The 15,999-nt window shown below is 63.9% G+C and carries 18 protein-coding genes; 2 read left to right on the top strand and 16 right to left on the bottom strand.

The window, feature by feature from the left end:
* Nucleotides 1-34 precede the first annotated feature (34 nt).
* A complete protein-coding gene (locus N2604_RS05390; protein WP_260374149.1) occupies nucleotides 35-469 on the top strand; it encodes a DUF2147 domain-containing protein in 435 nt (144 codons plus the stop codon).
* Nucleotides 470-542: 73 nt separating this feature from the next.
* Here N2604_RS05390 and N2604_RS05385 read toward each other — a convergent pair whose 3' ends face one another.
* Complete coding sequence (locus N2604_RS05385) at nucleotides 543-1,685, bottom strand: DUF3095 domain-containing protein (RefSeq protein WP_260374148.1); 1,143 nt, start codon at nucleotides 1,683-1,685, stop codon at nucleotides 543-545.
* Between the two features lie 221 nt (nucleotides 1,686-1,906).
* Here N2604_RS05385 and N2604_RS05380 point away from each other — a divergent pair, with 221 nt between their 5' ends.
* Nucleotides 1,907-2,284, top strand: a complete 378-nt coding sequence (locus N2604_RS05380) for a hypothetical protein (RefSeq protein WP_311740020.1) — start codon at nucleotides 1,907-1,909, stop codon at nucleotides 2,282-2,284.
* Nucleotides 2,285-2,487: 203 nt separating this feature from the next.
* On the opposite strand, the gene N2604_RS05375 is transcribed toward N2604_RS05380, so the two are convergent.
* From N2604_RS05375 to aroE, 15 genes are all read right to left on the bottom strand, one after another.
* Complete coding sequence (locus N2604_RS05375) at nucleotides 2,488-2,697, bottom strand: hypothetical protein (protein ID WP_260374147.1); 210 nt, start codon at nucleotides 2,695-2,697, stop codon at nucleotides 2,488-2,490.
* A 127-nt stretch (nucleotides 2,698-2,824) separates the two neighbouring features.
* Nucleotides 2,825-3,547 carry an SDR family NAD(P)-dependent oxidoreductase gene (locus N2604_RS05370; protein ID WP_260374146.1) on the bottom strand — a complete coding sequence of 241 codons (723 nt, stop codon included), beginning with the start codon at nucleotides 3,545-3,547 and terminating at the stop codon, nucleotides 2,825-2,827.
* Nucleotides 3,540-4,922 carry a class I adenylate-forming enzyme family protein gene (locus N2604_RS05365; protein ID WP_260374145.1) on the bottom strand — a complete coding sequence of 461 codons (1,383 nt, stop codon included), beginning with the start codon at nucleotides 4,920-4,922 and terminating at the stop codon, nucleotides 3,540-3,542. The genes N2604_RS05370 and N2604_RS05365 overlap by 8 nt, the downstream gene beginning before the upstream one ends.
* Complete coding sequence (locus tag N2604_RS05360; protein WP_015688794.1) at nucleotides 4,909-5,154, bottom strand: acyl carrier protein; 246 nt, start codon at nucleotides 5,152-5,154, stop codon at nucleotides 4,909-4,911. The genes N2604_RS05365 and N2604_RS05360 overlap by 14 nt, the downstream gene beginning before the upstream one ends.
* Before the next feature lie 145 nt (nucleotides 5,155-5,299).
* Nucleotides 5,300-7,114: a long-chain-acyl-CoA synthetase gene (locus tag N2604_RS05355; RefSeq protein WP_260374144.1), complete on the bottom strand. Its 1,815-nt coding sequence runs from the start codon at nucleotides 7,112-7,114 to the stop codon at nucleotides 5,300-5,302.
* A gap of 357 nt (nucleotides 7,115-7,471) precedes the next feature.
* Nucleotides 7,472-7,747 carry a DUF3551 domain-containing protein gene (locus N2604_RS05350; protein WP_260374143.1) on the bottom strand — a complete coding sequence of 92 codons (276 nt, stop codon included), beginning with the start codon at nucleotides 7,745-7,747 and terminating at the stop codon, nucleotides 7,472-7,474.
* Between the two features lie 178 nt (nucleotides 7,748-7,925).
* Complete coding sequence (htpG, locus tag N2604_RS05345; protein WP_260374142.1) at nucleotides 7,926-9,803, bottom strand: molecular chaperone HtpG; 1,878 nt, start codon at nucleotides 9,801-9,803, stop codon at nucleotides 7,926-7,928.
* A gap of 109 nt (nucleotides 9,804-9,912) precedes the next feature.
* The gene (locus N2604_RS05340; RefSeq protein WP_260374141.1) at nucleotides 9,913-10,335 is read right to left on the bottom strand and encodes a hypothetical protein; all 423 of its coding nucleotides are present in this window, start codon (nucleotides 10,333-10,335) and stop codon (nucleotides 9,913-9,915) included.
* A gap of 429 nt (nucleotides 10,336-10,764) precedes the next feature.
* Complete coding sequence (gene aroQ, locus N2604_RS05335) at nucleotides 10,765-11,214, bottom strand: type II 3-dehydroquinate dehydratase (protein WP_260374140.1); 450 nt, start codon at nucleotides 11,212-11,214, stop codon at nucleotides 10,765-10,767.
* A gap of 13 nt (nucleotides 11,215-11,227) precedes the next feature.
* Nucleotides 11,228-11,974 (bottom strand): amino acid ABC transporter ATP-binding protein, encoded by a 747-nt coding sequence (locus N2604_RS05330; protein WP_260374139.1) that lies wholly within the window; start codon nucleotides 11,972-11,974, stop codon nucleotides 11,228-11,230.
* A gap of 57 nt (nucleotides 11,975-12,031) precedes the next feature.
* A complete protein-coding gene (locus tag N2604_RS05325) occupies nucleotides 12,032-12,859 on the bottom strand; it encodes a transporter substrate-binding domain-containing protein (RefSeq protein WP_260374138.1) in 828 nt (275 codons plus the stop codon).
* A 51-nt stretch (nucleotides 12,860-12,910) separates the two neighbouring features.
* Entirely contained in the window at nucleotides 12,911-13,567 is a 657-nt protein-coding gene (locus N2604_RS05320) for an amino acid ABC transporter permease (RefSeq protein WP_140978788.1), read from the bottom strand.
* 11 nt (nucleotides 13,568-13,578) lie between these two features.
* Nucleotides 13,579-14,247, bottom strand: a complete 669-nt coding sequence (locus N2604_RS05315) for an amino acid ABC transporter permease (RefSeq protein ID WP_260374137.1) — start codon at nucleotides 14,245-14,247, stop codon at nucleotides 13,579-13,581.
* Nucleotides 14,248-14,298: 51 nt separating this feature from the next.
* On the bottom strand, nucleotides 14,299-15,153 hold the full coding sequence (locus N2604_RS05310) for a shikimate dehydrogenase (protein WP_409241679.1): 855 nt from the start codon (nucleotides 15,151-15,153) through the stop codon (nucleotides 14,299-14,301).
* Between the two features lie 15 nt (nucleotides 15,154-15,168).
* Nucleotides 15,169-15,996 (bottom strand): shikimate dehydrogenase, encoded by an 828-nt coding sequence (gene aroE / locus N2604_RS05305; protein WP_260374135.1) that lies wholly within the window; start codon nucleotides 15,994-15,996, stop codon nucleotides 15,169-15,171.
* Nucleotides 15,997-15,999 lie beyond the last annotated feature (3 nt).

The following is a 15,999-nucleotide window of genomic DNA, read 5'->3' as shown; positions in this document are numbered from 1 at the left end:
CTATGGAGACGCCTCCATTCCAGGGCTCCTCTCCATGACATTCAGATTCGCCGCTCTCACCGTCGTTCTGGCCGCGCTGATCGGTGCGCCTTCCGCCTATGCGCAGAGCGCCGAAGGGACCTGGCTCACCCAGGCGGGCGATGCGCGGGTCAAGATCAGCAAATGCGGCGGCGGCATCTGCGGCCACATCGTCTGGCTGCGCGAACCCATGGACACCGCGACCGGCCAGCCTGCCACCGACAGCAAGAATCCCAATCCTGCGCTCGCCAGGCGTCCGATGATCGGCCTGCCGTTGTTCAGCGGCATGGAGCCGGCGGGACCGAACAAATGGTCGGGCCAGATCTACAATGCCGACGACGGCAGCACCTATGCGAGCAACATCAGCCTGACCGGCACGGACGCGCTACGGGTCGAAGGCTGCGTCGGCGCGCTCTGCGGCGGTGAGACCTGGACGCGCACGGGGCGGTGAGCTTCTGAACTCTCGTGCCCCGGACGCAGCGCAGCGCTCTTGCGGTGCGCTGCGTCCGGGGCACGAGCGTTCTTCACATCATCGCCTTCAACGCCGTCGCCGCCGAGGCATAGCCGCCGCGCGCGCCGTCGATGAAATGGACGTGATCGCTGCGCAGCGCCGACGGCGTGAAGCAGGTCATCATCGCGGCGTCCTGCTGGTAGAGGCCGTAGCGCACGATGCCCTCGCGCGCGGCGGCTTTGAGACGATCGTTCAACGCGCGCTCGAGCTGCGGCGTGCAGTCCAGAATCATGCGCAGTCCGTCGTCATATTTGCGGAAATCCGAGTTCTCGACGACCTGGCGCTTGTAGAGGCTGGGCACGAAGCCGCCGATCTTGATGTCGAAGCGCATGATGAGATAGGCGAACAGCGTATAGGCCAGCACGCTGGCTCTGCGCGCGAGCAGCGGCCCCCCGCGCCTGGTGCGGGCCTCGAATTCCACGCCCTGCGGCGGCCATTTCAGCGGCGGCCCCTGCGGCGGCACCGGTCGGCCGCCGTCCGGGCTGCGCTCGATCAGATGGATGATGTCCTCGATCACCTTGCGGAAGGCCTGCGGATCGACGCCGCGCGCCGGCATCACCAGCACCGACAGAATCAGGCCGCGCGCAGCCGGCATCACCTCGAAACGGCACGACAGGCCCGAGAGGTCCGGCTGCGTGCCGGCGGGCGCCTCCTCGACGGCGAACTCGCCGCGCTTCATCGCGGCGTCGGCCCAGGCGAGCCCGCCGCCCGAAAACATCGCATAGGACAGGTTGGCCGACGGCCCGAACCGGGCGACGCGCACGTCGAGGCCCTGTGCGCGAATGACGCTCACCGGCACCAATGCGACGCGCATGGTCAGATCGAGGTCTTCCCGCACCCAGGTCGCGGTCGCAGCCAGCGCGTCGCGGGCAAGCTCGACATCGTCCGGCGCCACCGCGAAGCTGGCGCCGTCGCCGCCGAACACGAAGGGGAATTCCCGCCCCTCCAGCGCATTGGTCACCGCCGCGATCACGGCGGCGCCCGCCATGTTCACGGCCTTGTAGCGCTGCGCCGCGATCGCCTTGGTCGAATCGACGATATCGGCAACACCGATACTCCACTCATCCGGCAGCGGCGCATAGAGCGCAGGATCCATCAGGCTGGTGAAGCCTCGGAAGACGGGAATGCCGCCATAGAAGGACTCGCCTGAGCTCATCGGGATTGCCGGATGGTTGGAATGCGAAACAAGTACGTGGCAGGATCGATCCGGGTTCGCTGGCCGGCGACCTCTTTTCGATCATTGGCCGAAACCGGCCCGGACAACAAGATGCGGCCGCGTTGCAATGCCGCGACAGGATCCTTGATCGGCATCAAACGACCACCCCGGGAGAGCGGCTATCGTCGGTTAGCTCCAAGGGGTTGCAGGGGAAAATCGAGGTGTCCGACTTCAGCAGCAAGGACTCTGCCTCTCCGGTCCGCAAGCGCACGGGCGTCGACCCGATCAGCGCGGTGAAGATGCCGGAACGGTTGACGGAAGCCGTCGATGCTTGGGCTGAAGCTCACCGCCTGACCCGCTCGGATGCGATCTGCAGGCTGATCGAGCTGGGGCTGAAGATGGCGATCCCGGCCTCTGCGCCGGCGCACCCGATCGCATCGGACGCCACCAGTATCGAAGAGATCGCAGTGCATGAGATCGAGTCGTTGCTCGATCCTGCATTGCCAGCAGATGAGCGCGAGCGTCGCATCCGCCGTCTCACCGAAGGTCCGCCGGAATTTTCGCACGAACGAATCGACCTGCCAAAGCAGCGGCCGTGAACGGCTAAAGCGGAATGGCTTTAGGTTGCATCGATGGCGCTGTTCGTTCACCTCTCCCGCTTGCGGGAGAGGTCGGCGCGAAGCGCCGGGTGAGGGCCTCTTGGGGATTATCCCATTGCGGAAGCACCCTCTCCCCAACCCTCTCCCGCAAGCGGGAGAGGGAGCGCACCTCAGTCGCAGCAATCGAGCTTCATTTTATCGCGCTAGTGCACCTTCTCGTCCTGGCGCTTGCGCAGCTGGGATGCAGGGACGTCGTGGCAGCCGACGAGGCGCACGAATTGCTGCGGATGCATCTCATGGCCGTGATCGCCGGAATTCTGATGCGACATCGGCGGACAGCGAACCTCATCCGGCTTCACGCGCACTGGCTCCGTCAGGGCCAGACTTGAAGCGGTCACCTTTGAAGTGGCCATCGACTGCTCCCCTTCAATTAGGGCAGATCGATTGACGTTACCCAATCGATTGCGGAGTCATCTTACGACCAAATCCGGCTGGCTGTCATTACGCCCGATCAACGCAATTGTGGCAGCCGGGTTCCGCTTACGCCGTGTTCCCGGCATCGATGGTGAACACGGTGCCGGTGACGTTGCGGCCGCCTTCCCCCAGAAGGTATTCCACCATGCGCGCGACGTCATCCGTCTCCGGCAACCGGCGCAGCGCACTGCGGCCGGCGATGCGCTTGCGGCCTTCTTCGGAGAGATTGTGCGTCAGCTCGGTGTCGATGAAGCCCGGCGCGATTGCGTTCACGGTGATGCCGAGCTTGCCGACCTCGCGCGCCAGCGAGCGGGTGAAGCCGGTCGCGGCCGCCTTGGTCGCGCCGTAGACGGACAGGCCGTTATAGCCGGTCGTCGCGATGATCGAGGAGATGTTGATGATGCGGCCGGCGCCATCGGCCATCATCTGCCGGGCCACATATTTGGTGAGGATGATCGGCGACAGCACGTTGAGCTGCACCAGCGCCTCGATCTCGGAATTGTGCATGGTGGCGAGCAGGCCTTCGGTGCCGAGACCGGCATTGTTGACGAGGCCGTAGATCGGGCCGAACTCGTCGCGCACGAGCTTCGCGAAGGCCGGGATCGCATCGATCACGGCAAGATCGCAGGCGCGGAAATGCAGGCGTCCGTCGGCAGCAGCGATGGCCGCCTTGAGCTCGTCGCTCTCGCGCCGCGCCGACGCGATCACGTTGAAGCCGGCGGCGACCAGGCGCATGCCGATCGCGAGCCCGATGCCGCGGCTGCCGCCGGTGACGAGAACGTTATGCATCGGTGCGCGCCAGTTTTCCGGCTGGAGTGACGTCGAGCGCCTCGACGAAGCGGAGCACCGCCGGCACCTTGTGGGATGCGAGCTGGACGCGGCACAGCTCCAGGATCTGATCGCGGATCTCTTTCGCGCGCGCCGGATCGGTGCCGTCAGCGAGGATCACGTCCGCGACGACGATGCCGCCGGTAATCGGGCTCTTGCGCGACTTGGCGCGCGACATCCGGACGTCGGGATGGCGGTTGATCACCGCCTCGATCTCCTCCGGGTGGACCTTCAGCCCGCCGATATTGATGATGCCACCACGACGGCCGACGAAATAATAGCGGTCGCCACGCAGCTCGACGATGTCGCCGCTGTCGACGAACCCGTCGTCGTCGGTGAGCGCGGCGGCATTGCGGCCGATATAGGCATGGGCCGTACGCGCCGAGCGGATGCGCAGCGAGCCGTCGACGACCTTCATCTCGACGCCGTTGCGGTTGCCGAGATAGTCGGCCGGAAAGCCTTCCAGCCCGTCATTGACGGCGAAACCGACGCCGGCCTCGGTCGAGGCATAGGCATGGCCGACGGACGCTTTGGGGAATGCCGCCTTCAGGCCGTCGAGCACGGCCTGGTCGGCGATCTCGCCGGAAAGGCGGACGTAAGCCGGGGCGAACTGCGCGGCCGAACCGCTCATCAGGAGCTTGCGCCAGTGCGAGGGCGTGCCGGAGATGTGCGAGACACCGCGCGCCTTCAGCCGCGCGACGTGATCGGCGAGCGCCTCATGGGGATCGGACAGCACCAACGAGCCGCCGGAGAGGATGGCGCGGAGAAAGATTTGCAGGCCGCCATAGCGGCGGATGTCGTAGAACGTCGCCCACACCGGCGCCGGACCACGCGATGGGCCTTCAGCGACGATCGCGCCGGTCAGCGCTTCCAGCGTATGACCGGCGATCTTTGGCACGCCCGAGGTGCCCGAGGTGAGCATCAGCCATTCGGTGGCGCGCTCGGTCTTGGCCGGCGCGGTGGCTTGCAGCGGCAATTTCGCGGTGACGACCAGCGTCAGGCCGGACGCAGCCCAGCGATCGGGCTCATCGGTGACCACCGCATCGATCCCGGCATCTGCAATCAATGCGTCGAGATGCGCCGGATTGAGGTCCGGCGGACACAGCAGCATGCGGCTGGCGATACCGTCGAGCTCGATCATGGCAAGGCCGGACCGGAGCTGGTCCGACAGCTTGAGCAGCACGGCTCGGCCGGACAATTCGTGTAGCCGGCCGCCCAGAACCGTGTGCGACAGGATGTCGGTCAGCGACACGACTTCGTGCGGATCGGAGATGATGCGGCCTTTCAGCTCCGCGCCGAGATGGTCGCGAAGCGCAAAGATCTCACGCGGGGACATTTTCGTAGGCCCGCACGAAATCGCCCACCGTGGCGGGGAACGCGGCGTCCTCGGAAATGGTGAAGGGATCGACGCCGGTCTCGTCTTCCAGACGCGCGACAAGAATTGCGAAGGCGAGCGAGTCAAAGCCCGTCTCGTGCAGGGACAGATCGTCCGAGAGGGCGGGAAGCGTGACGTGCTGCTCCTTGGCGATCTGCTGGATCGCTTCAATAACCTTTGACCTTACCGACATGGCTGGCTCGCTTTTTGTTATCGATCTCGTTGTTGCGGCGGCTCTTGATGACCGCCTCCCCATGGCGGTCTGTTTACCCGACAGAAGTAAATGGCTTCTTGGACAATTCAGATAAAATTGGACCTATCTCTCGATTTTGGTTGCTCTACAGCCTGATCGTACCGACCGAGATTGCCGCATACGCCTCCTCGTCCAGCGCAACATAGGCGCCGGACGTCGGGTCGAGCATGAACAGCGGATCGGAGATCGCGGCCGGGTCAAACCCCTCGCGGGCGAGCTCGGCCTTCTTCTGCTTGAAGGTCTCGGTGGAATCGAGCTCGCGCGAGATGCGGATGAAGAGCGGGCGGGCGTAGATCGGCAGCCGCTGCGCGAAATGGGCGGGCAGCGCGGTGATGTCAAAGCCCTCGTTCACGACGATCGCGCTCATGCCGGCCCGGCCGTCGGCGCCGGGAATGCTGACGCCATAGGTGGTGGCATCGACGACGCCGGTGAAATCGCGCACGGCGTCGTTCACCTCGGAGGTCGCGACATTCTCGCCCTTCCAGCGGAACGTGTCGCCGATGCGATCGACGAAATGGAAGAACCCCTTGTCGTCCATCCGCATCAGATCGCCGGTGCGGAACCATGCATCGCCCTTGGCGAAGACGTCGCGCAGGATCTTCTTCTCGGTCTCACCGGCATCGGTGTAGCCCTCGAAGCGCCCACCGCCCTCGTCCGCGGTGCCGATGCGGCCGATGGCTTCGCCGGTCTCACCGCGGCTGCAGGCGATGCAGAAACCCTCGTCATTGCGCAGCGGCGCGCCGCTATCAGGGTCGAGCTTGACGAGACCGGCAGGAAAGCGGTGGGCGAGTAGCGGCGGGATACGGCCGATCGCGCCCGGCTGGCCCTCGACGTTGAACAGCGAGAAATTGCCTTCGGTCGCGGCGTAGAATTCGAGGATGCGGGGAATCGCGAAGCGCGCCTGGAAATCCTCCCAGATATCGCCGCGCAGACCGTTGCCGCAGGCGAGCCGCAGGCGGTGCCGGTTCTCGTATTCCGAGGGCGCGGCCTTCAGCAGGTAACGGCAGAGCTCGCCGATATATTGAAACAACGTGCAGTCGTGCCGGACGATGTCCGACCAGAAATGCGAGGCCGAGAATTTCTCGGCGATCACCACCGAGCCGCCGGCGGCCAGCATGCTGCACGGCGCGACGATGCCGCCGACCGAATGGAACAGCGGCAGACAATCGTAGAGCCGATCCTGCGGCGTCGCGCCGGTGAGGCCGGCGAACCAGAAGCCCCAATTGAGGATGCGGCGATGGCTGATGCTGGCCGCTTTTGGCAGGCCGGTGGTGCCGGAGGTGTAGATCAGCAGTGCACGGTCGTCGATGGTGACCTCGCCATGCTCCTCCGGAGCGAGCGGGCCGTCGTCGAGAACGGCAAGCGCGACATCGATTACACGTTCGCCGCGGCCATCGCCATGCGTCCACACTTTGGCCTGCGTCTTCAGATGAGGCGCCGCGCTGTCCAGGATCCCCGTCAGCTCATGCGCAACGATGACATGCGACGGCTTTGCCACGTCGAGGCAGTGCGCGAGCGATTGCCCGACGAGCTTGGTGTTGATCAGTGCGACCACGCCGCCGACACGGCTGATGCCGAGCCAGGCCGCGACATAGTCGATGCCGTTCGGCATGATCAGCGCAACGGTGTCGCCCTTGGCAAGGCCGACCGAGCGCGCCCAGCGGGCGTAGCGATTGACCCTCTTCGACAGGCCTTCGTAATCGAGGCTTGCCTCGTCCGCCACCAGCGCGACGCGGTTCGGTTGGCGCTGCGCCCAATCGTCGACGACGTCGGCGAACAGGCGGCCCGGCAGCGTTTCGATCCGCGCCGTGAGCTCGATCGCCCTCAACCAGATCTTGGAAGCCGACGGTGCGCGCGCGGCTTTCGGCTGCTCGATGACGCCGGTGGTCATATCGTTCACTCTTTCGGGCGGTCTGCGGTTTCCGGCAGCTTAGCCCGCGCGCCCTGACCCAGGCGTTAAGAGACAAGGTAAAACCCGGTTAGGGCGCGATTAACTGTAGTCGGCAGCACGCACCAAGGTCGCACCCGCCGGCAGCGCGCCGACGCGTGTGACTAGGTCGAAAGAGCGAAGAAATCGATGGCCGCGGCTAGCTCACCTCTCCCGCTTGCGGGAGAGGTCGCGTCCACCGGGTCGCGCCCAAGGCGCGCCCGATGACAGGCTCCGGCGCGGGTGAGGGCTTTCTCCTCTTGGGGATCGTCCCATTGCCGAAGCACCCTCTCCCCAGCCTCTCCCGCGGGAGAGGGAGCGCACTTCGCCTCAGTGCACCTTCTTGGGACGGCGGCGCGGCGGCGGCGATTCGTTGAAGGCGTAATAGGGATTGAGGTCGCAGGTCGCGGCAAGGCCCGACGCCGTGGCGCGGCACTGCTCCAAAGAGGTAAAGGAGCAGTCGAAATAGTCACCGCCTCCGCCATTCGGGCCACCGACGTAGCGGTGCATGCAGACGGGATAGGCCGGATCGTATCTCTGCGCACTGGCATCCGCTGCGCCCAGCAGCGTGAAGATCGCGGTAAGAGTGAGGAATGGCAAGCGCATGGGGAAATCCTCGAATTGGTGACGCCGCTTGATATGACACAACATGTCGTCGTCCGCGACTGTTCCTCGGGCCAATTGACGTCAAGGTGAGCGGGACGCGCAGCGCCAGGAAGCGATGTGCGCCCCACGATACGGTGACCCGGGTCAAGCCCCGTCGGAACGATGCTGCGAGGCGGCGCTAGCCGCCGAGCCCCTGCAAGACGAGCCGGTTCAGCCTTGCCGCGAAGGCTGCCGGGTCCTCCGGCAATTCGCCGTCCAGGATCTGCGCCTGTTCGAGCAGGAGCAGGCTGAGATCGTCGACGACCTTCGAGCCAGCCTGCGCCTTGGTGACCGCGGTGACCAGCGGATGACGCAAATTGATCTCGAGGATCGGCTTGGTCTTCATGCCGCGGTTCTGCTGCGACAAGATGCGCTCGAGCTCGCGGCTCGGTCCCTGGCTGTCGGCGACGAGGCAGGAGGCCGAGCTGGTGAGGCGCGTCGAGGCCTTGACGTCGCTGACGCGCTCGCCGAGCGCGGCCTTGATCACGGCGATGGTGGCCGCTTCGTCCGCCGCGGGCTCGTCCTTCTTCGGCTCGTCCTTGTCGTCGATACGCGGGATCAGGTCGAGATTGAGATCGCCCTGGCTCAGCGACTTCAGCGGCTTGCCCTCGAACTCCGACGGCATCGAGGTCCAGAACGCATCGACGGGATCCGACAGCAGCAGCACCTCGATGCCGCGCGCGGTCGCAGCTTCCAGCCGCGGATTGGACTTCAGCCGCTCGATGCTGTCGCCGACGAGATAATAGATCTCGGTCTGGTTCGGCTTGAAATCCGCGATCACCTGCTTCAGCGAACGCTTCTCGCCCGACGTGGTGGTGAAGCGCGACAGCGCCAGCAGCTTTTCGCGCCGCTCAAAATCCTCGTAGATGCCTTCCTTCAGCACCGCGCCGAAGGCGTCCCAGATCCTGGCAAAATTCTCCGGATCCTTCTCGGCGAGGCTTTCGAGCTCGGATACGACCCGGGTCGCCACGGCTTTGCGGATCTGCGCCAGCTGCGGATTGTTCTGAAGCATCTCGCGCGAAATGTTGAGCGGGAGATCCTCGCTGTCGACGACGCCGCGGATGAAGCGCAGGTACCCCGGCAAGAGGTCGGCGTCATCGGTGATGAAGACGCGCCGGACGTAGAGCTTCACCCGCCCCTTGCGGTTCGGCTCGAACAGGTCGAACGGCTTGGTCGAGGGCGCAAACAGCAGCACGGCGTAGGAGTAGCGCCCTTCCGCGCGGTAGTGCAGCGTCATCGCGGGATCGTCGAAGGCGGAGGCGATCTGCTGATAGGCCTTCTTGTAATCGTCTGCCGAAAGCTCGGATTTGGAGCGCTGCCACAGCGCGCTCGCCGAATTGATCTGGCGCGGCTCGCCTTCCTCGGGCACCAGCTCGATCGGAAACAGGATGTTGTCGGAATAGGCGGTGACGATGCGCTCGATCTCGTAGGTCTCGAGATATTTCTTGGCGTCGTCCTTCAGGTGCAGGACGATCTCGGTGCCGCGCGTCACGCGCGCCGCTTCCTCATCGCTGGCACGGGCGATCTCGAAGCCGGAGCCGCCGGAGGACGTCCAGGTCCAGACGTCGCTCTCGCCGGCACGGCGGCTGATCACGACGATCTTCTCGGCGACCATGAAGGCGGAATAGAAACCGACGCCGAACTGGCCGATCAGGCCGAGCCCGTCCTTGGCTTCTTTCATTTTGGACACGAACGCCTTGGTGCCGGAGCGGGCGATGGTGCCGAGGTGGTCGATCAGCTCCTGCCGCTCCATGCCGATGCCGTTGTCGGCGATCGTGAGCGTCTTGGCCGTCTTGTTCGGGATGATGCGGATCTTGAGTGCGTCGCCTTCGCCCAGCAAGGCGGGGCTGGCGATGGCCTCGTAGCGCAGCTTGTCGCAGGCATCGGAGGCGTTGGAGATGAGCTCGCGGAGGAAGATGTCGGTTTCCGAATAGACGGAGTGCACCATCAGGTGCAGCAGTTCGGAAACTTCGGCCTGGAAAGGCTGCGTATGCACAGCCGTATCTGACGTCGTCATGCGCTTAACCCGGTCAAAACAAAGGGAAGGAACCCGGATATAGCGCGAGGCGACGGCGGATCAAGAGGATGTGAAGTCCCGGCCCGGCAGGGCCGGCAAGCGGCGCGGATCAGGTCACGCAGCGGCCGGGCTGGAGCAGCCTTGCGACCTCGGTCAGGGAGCTCACCATCGGCTCACAGGCGATCGTCGGCTTGTTGCGAGGCTTCTTCTGGTTCTGGAGCAGCACCGGCGTCTTGGCATTGCCGGTCTCGATGACCGCAGGAACCCGCAGCAGCACCGACGTATCGGCGAGGTCGTTCAGCCGCATCGACACCGTGCGGGTGGGAACAGCCGCCGGCTTGATGTCGGCGAGCCGGTCTGCCTTGGCGGCGCGATTGACGTTGTGGCCCGGGGCAACGTTGGAACTGTGGCTGGGGATGTCGGCGACCGCCTGCCAGCGGTCAGCGAGATCGTGGCCGGAGGCCAATTGCACGGCACCGAGCGTTGCGACGATCGCGGTTGCGCTCAAAAAAACCTTTTGAATCTGTGACATCGCTGTGGATCCCTCGCCCATGGCAGCCGCGGGAACAACGCGGGCAGAGGATCGGGAGTTCTTGGCCGCTACGATCACTTAACCGTGTGCGAAAAATGCCGCAGATCTGCAAAATATTTCGCGGCGCCTGGAACGACTTTCGCGCACAGGAGTCGTCTCAGCAGCCGGCTATTCCCCCCTGCCCCATAAGCCGGCGACGTAGGGCGCGACTGTGGTGATGCCAGTCGCGCCTTACTTTTGTCTGGCGGTGTTCGTGCCGTTTTTGTCACCGCCCCACCTTTGGCCCGGTATGCGCCGCCGACCACGCAAGGTCGTCGTTCCTAGGGCTATGACCTCGACACCCGGCGTTGATGCCTGCTGGCATCAGTGTCGCTTGCCGATGAGACCCGCTCCCATCACCGACAAGCGAACGGGTGCACCCATACGATGCTATCCCTTCTTCTCATCAAGCAGCTTGGCCACGCGACGCAGGCCGAGCAGATAACCCTGCGTGCCGAAGCCTGCGATCACTCCATCAGCCCGTTTGGAGACAAACGAGTGGTGGCGGAATTCCTCGCGCTTGTGCACGTTGGAAATGTGCACCTCGATCACTGTCCCCTCGAACGTGTTCAGAGCATCCAGGATGGCGACCGACGTGTGGGTGAAAGCCGCGGGATTGATCACGATTCCGGCAGCCGTCTCGCGCGCCTCGTGGATCCAGTCGATCAGCTCGTATTCCCTGTTCGACTGGTGAAAGCGTAGCTCCAGTGCGAGCTCCCCGGCCAGCGCCCGGCAGTCCCGCTCCACGTCCGCAAGCGTCTCGTGACCGTAGATGTGGGTTTGGCGCTTGCCGAGCAGGTTTAGATTTGGCCCGTTGAGGACGTAGACAAGACGACTCATGAGAGAACTCCGTTCAATGATGGGCGAGGATCTCGCCGAGGAACTGCCTGGTGCGGGCGTGCTGAGGATTGCGGAAGAAGGCGTCGGGCGCGCCTTCTTCGATGATCTGGCCTTCAGCCATGAAGATGACGCGATCGGCAACCTGGCGGGCAAAGCCCATCTCGTGGGTAACGCAAATCATGGTCATGCCGTCGTTGGCGAGGCCGATCATCGTATCGAGCACCTCCTTGACCATCTCAGGGTCGAGCGCCGAGGTCGGCTCGTCAAACAGCATCACCTTGGGCTGCATGCAGAGCGCGCGCGCGATCGCGACCCGCTGTTGCTGACCGCCAGAAAGCTGAGCCGGATACTTCTCGGCCTGGTCACCGATGCGCACGCGCTCGAGGTATTTTCGCGCAATCGCTTCCGCCTCGCTCTTGCTGATGCGACGCGCGCGGATGGGTGCGAGCATACAGTTCTGCAAGACCGTCATATGCGGAAAGAGATTGAAGCTCTGAAAGACCATGCCGACATCCTGGCGTACGACATCGATTGCCTTGATGCTGTCGTCCAGCCGATGGCCGTTCACCACGATACTGCCCTGCTGGATCGGCTCCAGGCGGTTGATACAGCGGATGAGTGTCGACTTGCCTGAACCGGACGGACCGCAGAGCACGATCTTTTCACCTCTGCGCACGGTGAGATCGACGTTGCGGAGAGCTTGGTACCCGCCGTACCACTTCTGCACGCCCTTCATTTCGATCAGGATCTGGTCCTGCATGCTGGTCTCCGCCGTTGGGCGGCGGCCAACGCAGATCGCGTCGGCCGCTCGCAGTGGCTACTGGACGGTGAAGGGAACGCCGGGGACGGAGTCCGGGAAGACAGGCACCGGGACCTTCATCCATTTGGCGTAGAAAGTGGCCAACTTGCCGTTCGACTTGATCTGGTCGATGAACTTGTTGGCCGTCTCGTTCCACTCCTTGTCCCCCAGGCGCGTGCAGGCCCCGTTGTACAAGGCGGTGAAGTGAAGCTTGGGCTCGAAGCCAAGTTCCGGCTTTGCGGCGTTGAGACGCTGCGGATAAAACAGGTTCGCACCGACTGCCTGGACCTGGCCGGAGAGCAGCGCCTGGATTGTGGCCGCGTCATCGTCGAACCTGCGGATCTCGGTCCCGGACGGGGCGTTGTTGGTCACCTGAGTATCCTGCGTGGAAGACCGCGGAACGCCGATGACGAATTTGCTCATGTCGGCATTGCTGTTGATCGGCGTCGCCTGGGCTGCGACCAGCGTAATCTCGTTGGCGACGTAGGGCTTCGAATACTGCACCGCCTTCGCGCGCTCGGGCAGCATGGCCATGGTTGCGAACAGAATGTCGACGCGGCCTGTGGTCAGCGCCGGGATACGATTGGCCACCGCCAGCGGGACGAATTCGGCCTTCACGCCGAGATATTCAGCGAAAGCGCGGCCCATGTCGGCATCGATGCCATCCTGCTTTCCCGAGCTATCGACATAGCCCCAGGGAGGATTGTCGCCCTGAATGCCGATGACGACGACGCCCTTCTTCTTCACGTCTTCCAGAGTGCCCGCCTGCGATTCGCCTGCGAGAGCGATGGCCCCCAGAGTCAAAAGCGCAACGCCGAGCTGGCGACGATTGAGTGAAAACAACATGAAATTCCTCCTCCTTGTAATGGCTGTATTGATTGAGCAGGTGCGCCGTTCCTACCTTTGACTGGCCAGGGCGAGCCTGGCTTCCATCCGGCTGCCCCACCACGAGAGTGGCCAGCAGAGGATGAAATACATTGCGCCGACCACGCCGAAGACGAGCAACGGCTGGAAGGTCTGGTTCGATACGATCTGACCGGCGCGAGCGAGTTCGATGAAGCCGACAATCGCGGCGAGCGAAGTGCCCTTGATGAGCTGAACGAGATAGCCGATGGTCGCCGGCAGGGAGATGCGGATCGCCTGCGGCAGCACGATGTCGCGCATGCGCGACGAATAGTGCAGACCAAGCGCCATCGCCGCCTCGGTCTGGCCGCGCGGCACAGCCTGGATCGCGCCGCGCCAGATTTCACCAAGAAAGGCGGAGGCATTCACGGTGAAACCGATCGCCACCGCGACGAAGGCGTCGAGCTTCAGTCCGGTCAGCGCCAATCCGTAGTACACGACGAAAAGCTGCAGCAGCAGCGGAGTGCCCTGGAATATGCCGATGTAAATGCGGGTAATCCATTCCACGCCCTTGTGACCACAGGTGCGCAGCAATGCGACCGCCAGCCCCGCCGTGCAGCCACCCACAAACGCGACCAGCGTCAGCAGTACCGTCCATTGCAGCCCACGCAGCAGGAAGCCGAACTCGGGAAGACCAAAATGCGGTGTCATGATCGCCTCCCTCAGCGTGTCGGATATGAGAAGAAGCGGTGAGAGACGACCGCGAAGGCCAGCATCAACAGCCAGGAGATCGCGAGGTAGAGGAAGGTGACTGAGAAATAGACCTCGAAGCTGCGGAACGTGTCGCTTTCGATGCGCTGCGCAACCGACGTCAATTCGAAGGCCGATACCGCCGAACAGATCGACGAGGTCAGCGTCAGCATGATGAATTGACCCGTGAGCGAGGGGTAGATCGCGCGCAGCGCAGGCTTGAGCACGATGAACCGGAATACCTGCCCCTTGTGCAGTCCGAGCGCGTAGCCGGCCTCTATTTGTCCCTTATGGATGGATTGCACCCCGCCGCGGATGATCTCGATGGCATAGGCGCCGCCATTGACGCCGAGAGCGATGATGGCGGTGACCGTCGGATTGAGCTTCAACCCGACGAGCGGCAGGGCGAAGAACAGAAAGAAGATCTGCACCAGGAAAGGTGTATTGCGCACGATCTCGACGAAACCGATCACGAGAGCACGCGACCAGGCCGCCTTCGAATCGCGCGCCGCGACGCCGGCGACACCGATCATCATTGCGAGCGTCATGCCGGCCAGCGCCAGGCCCAACGTACCCACGCACCCCCACAGCAGCGCGGGCATGGCATGCCAAACCACCGAGAAATCGAGCGTGTAGCCCATCTTGCGTTTCCTCTCGGGCGTTGTACGTGCCGCTCGCCCATCGGCCGGGTGTCACCCTCCCAGGGATGCAAAAGTTGCGAAGAAGACGTCCGGATCAGGTGAGATGCCCGTGAACAGGCGGAATGCTTCGGTGCCCTGGAAGATCGCCATGCCTCCGCCATCGACGGTGCGGCAGCCGAGGGCGCGCGCCGTGCGCAGCAGTGGGGTTTCCAGCGGGAAGTAGACGATCTCAGCGACCCAGAGATCAGGACGCAGCAGAGCCGTCGGCAGCGGCGTCCCTGGATACTTGTCCATGCCGATCGGCGTCGCGTTGACAATTCCGTCTGCGGCAGCAACGGCGGCCGCGACATCCTGGCCGACCTTCAAGTGCCCTTCTGCGAATCGCGGGGACAAGCCATCGACCACGCTGTGCGCCTTGGCCACGTCGACGTCGATAATGGTCAATTCCCGCACGCCGAGCTTCATCAGCGCGAAAGCGACCGCCGCGCCTGCGCCGCCCGCGCCGAATTGGACAACGCGACCGAGCGGCGCACCTTGCATGTTGCGGCGAAAGTTCTCCGCGAAGCCGAACCAGTCCGTGTTGTGGCCGGTCATTCGACCGTCCCTGATGACCACGGTGTTCACGGCACCGAGGGCCTCCGCGTCCGGCGAAAGCTCGTCCAGGAGTGGAATGATCGCCTGCTTGCAGGGATGGGTCACGTTCAACCCGTCAAATCCCATCCGCTTTGCAGCCGTCAGCAATTCCGGCAGCGCTTCGACTCCGAGTTTCAGCTCTGTCAGATCGATCTTCTTGTAGAGATAACGGATGCCGGCAGCGTCGGCGGCCGCTTCGTGCATGGGCGGGGTGCGGGACGCCGCGATGCCGCTGCCGATCAGGCCGACGAGGAAGCTGGACTTCGGATGCATATTAGGCATCGCCCATCAGCTCAGTGGAACGGTCAGTTCGGCAATGACCCGAGCCGTGCTCGGTCGAACGCCGCGCCACCAGGCAAAAGCTTCGGCCGCCTGCTCCACCAGCATGCCGACGCCGTCGGCCAGCTTGGCGACACCTTTGGCTCGAGCCGCTTGCAGAAAGGGAGTCAATCCTTTGCCATAGGCGAGTTCGTACGCGAGCTCTGCACCGCGAAAGACATTGCCTGGAAGCGGCGGCATTTCACCGCGCAGGCTGGCCGACGTCGCGTTGACCACGACGTCATAGCCTTCGGCAAGATCGGCCAGCTCGGCATAGCCGCTGACGATCAGGGGGCCACAGCCGGCAAACTCTTCGGCCAATGCCACCGCTTTCGACAGCGTTCGGTTGACCAGAACCAGCTCGGACGGCTCCTGGCGCAGGAACGGCAGCAGCGCGCCGCGCGCCGCTCCTCCGGCGCCGAGCATCAGGACGCGGCGGCCGGCCAGTTTGAGGCCGAGATTGACCGTGATGTCACGCACGAGACCGATCCCGTCGAAATTCTCGGCAATGACCCGTTCGCCGTCGAACTTCAGGCAGTTTGCGGCGCCGGCTCGCTCGGCGCTTTCCGAAAGCTCGTTTGCATAGGCGAAGGCATCGAGCTTGAACGGAGCGGTGATGTTCAGTCCCTTGGCGCCCTCCGTCCGGAATTGATCAACCCGTTCGTTGAAGCCGTCGAGTGGTGCCTCGATCGCCTCATAGACAAGGTTCTGTCCCGTCATTCTGGCGAACGTGCCATGGATGAGAGGTGATTTGCTGAAGCCGATCGGATTACCAATCACCGCATAACGATCGCCCATGGC

Origin of the sequence: Bradyrhizobium sp. CB1015 (assembly GCF_025200925.1) — a bacterium.
In the GTDB taxonomy this organism is placed as follows: domain Bacteria; phylum Pseudomonadota; class Alphaproteobacteria; order Rhizobiales; family Xanthobacteraceae; genus Bradyrhizobium.
The sequence above is the reverse complement of the archived record's forward strand: the minus strand, read 5'-3'. Positions and strand labels throughout refer to the sequence as shown.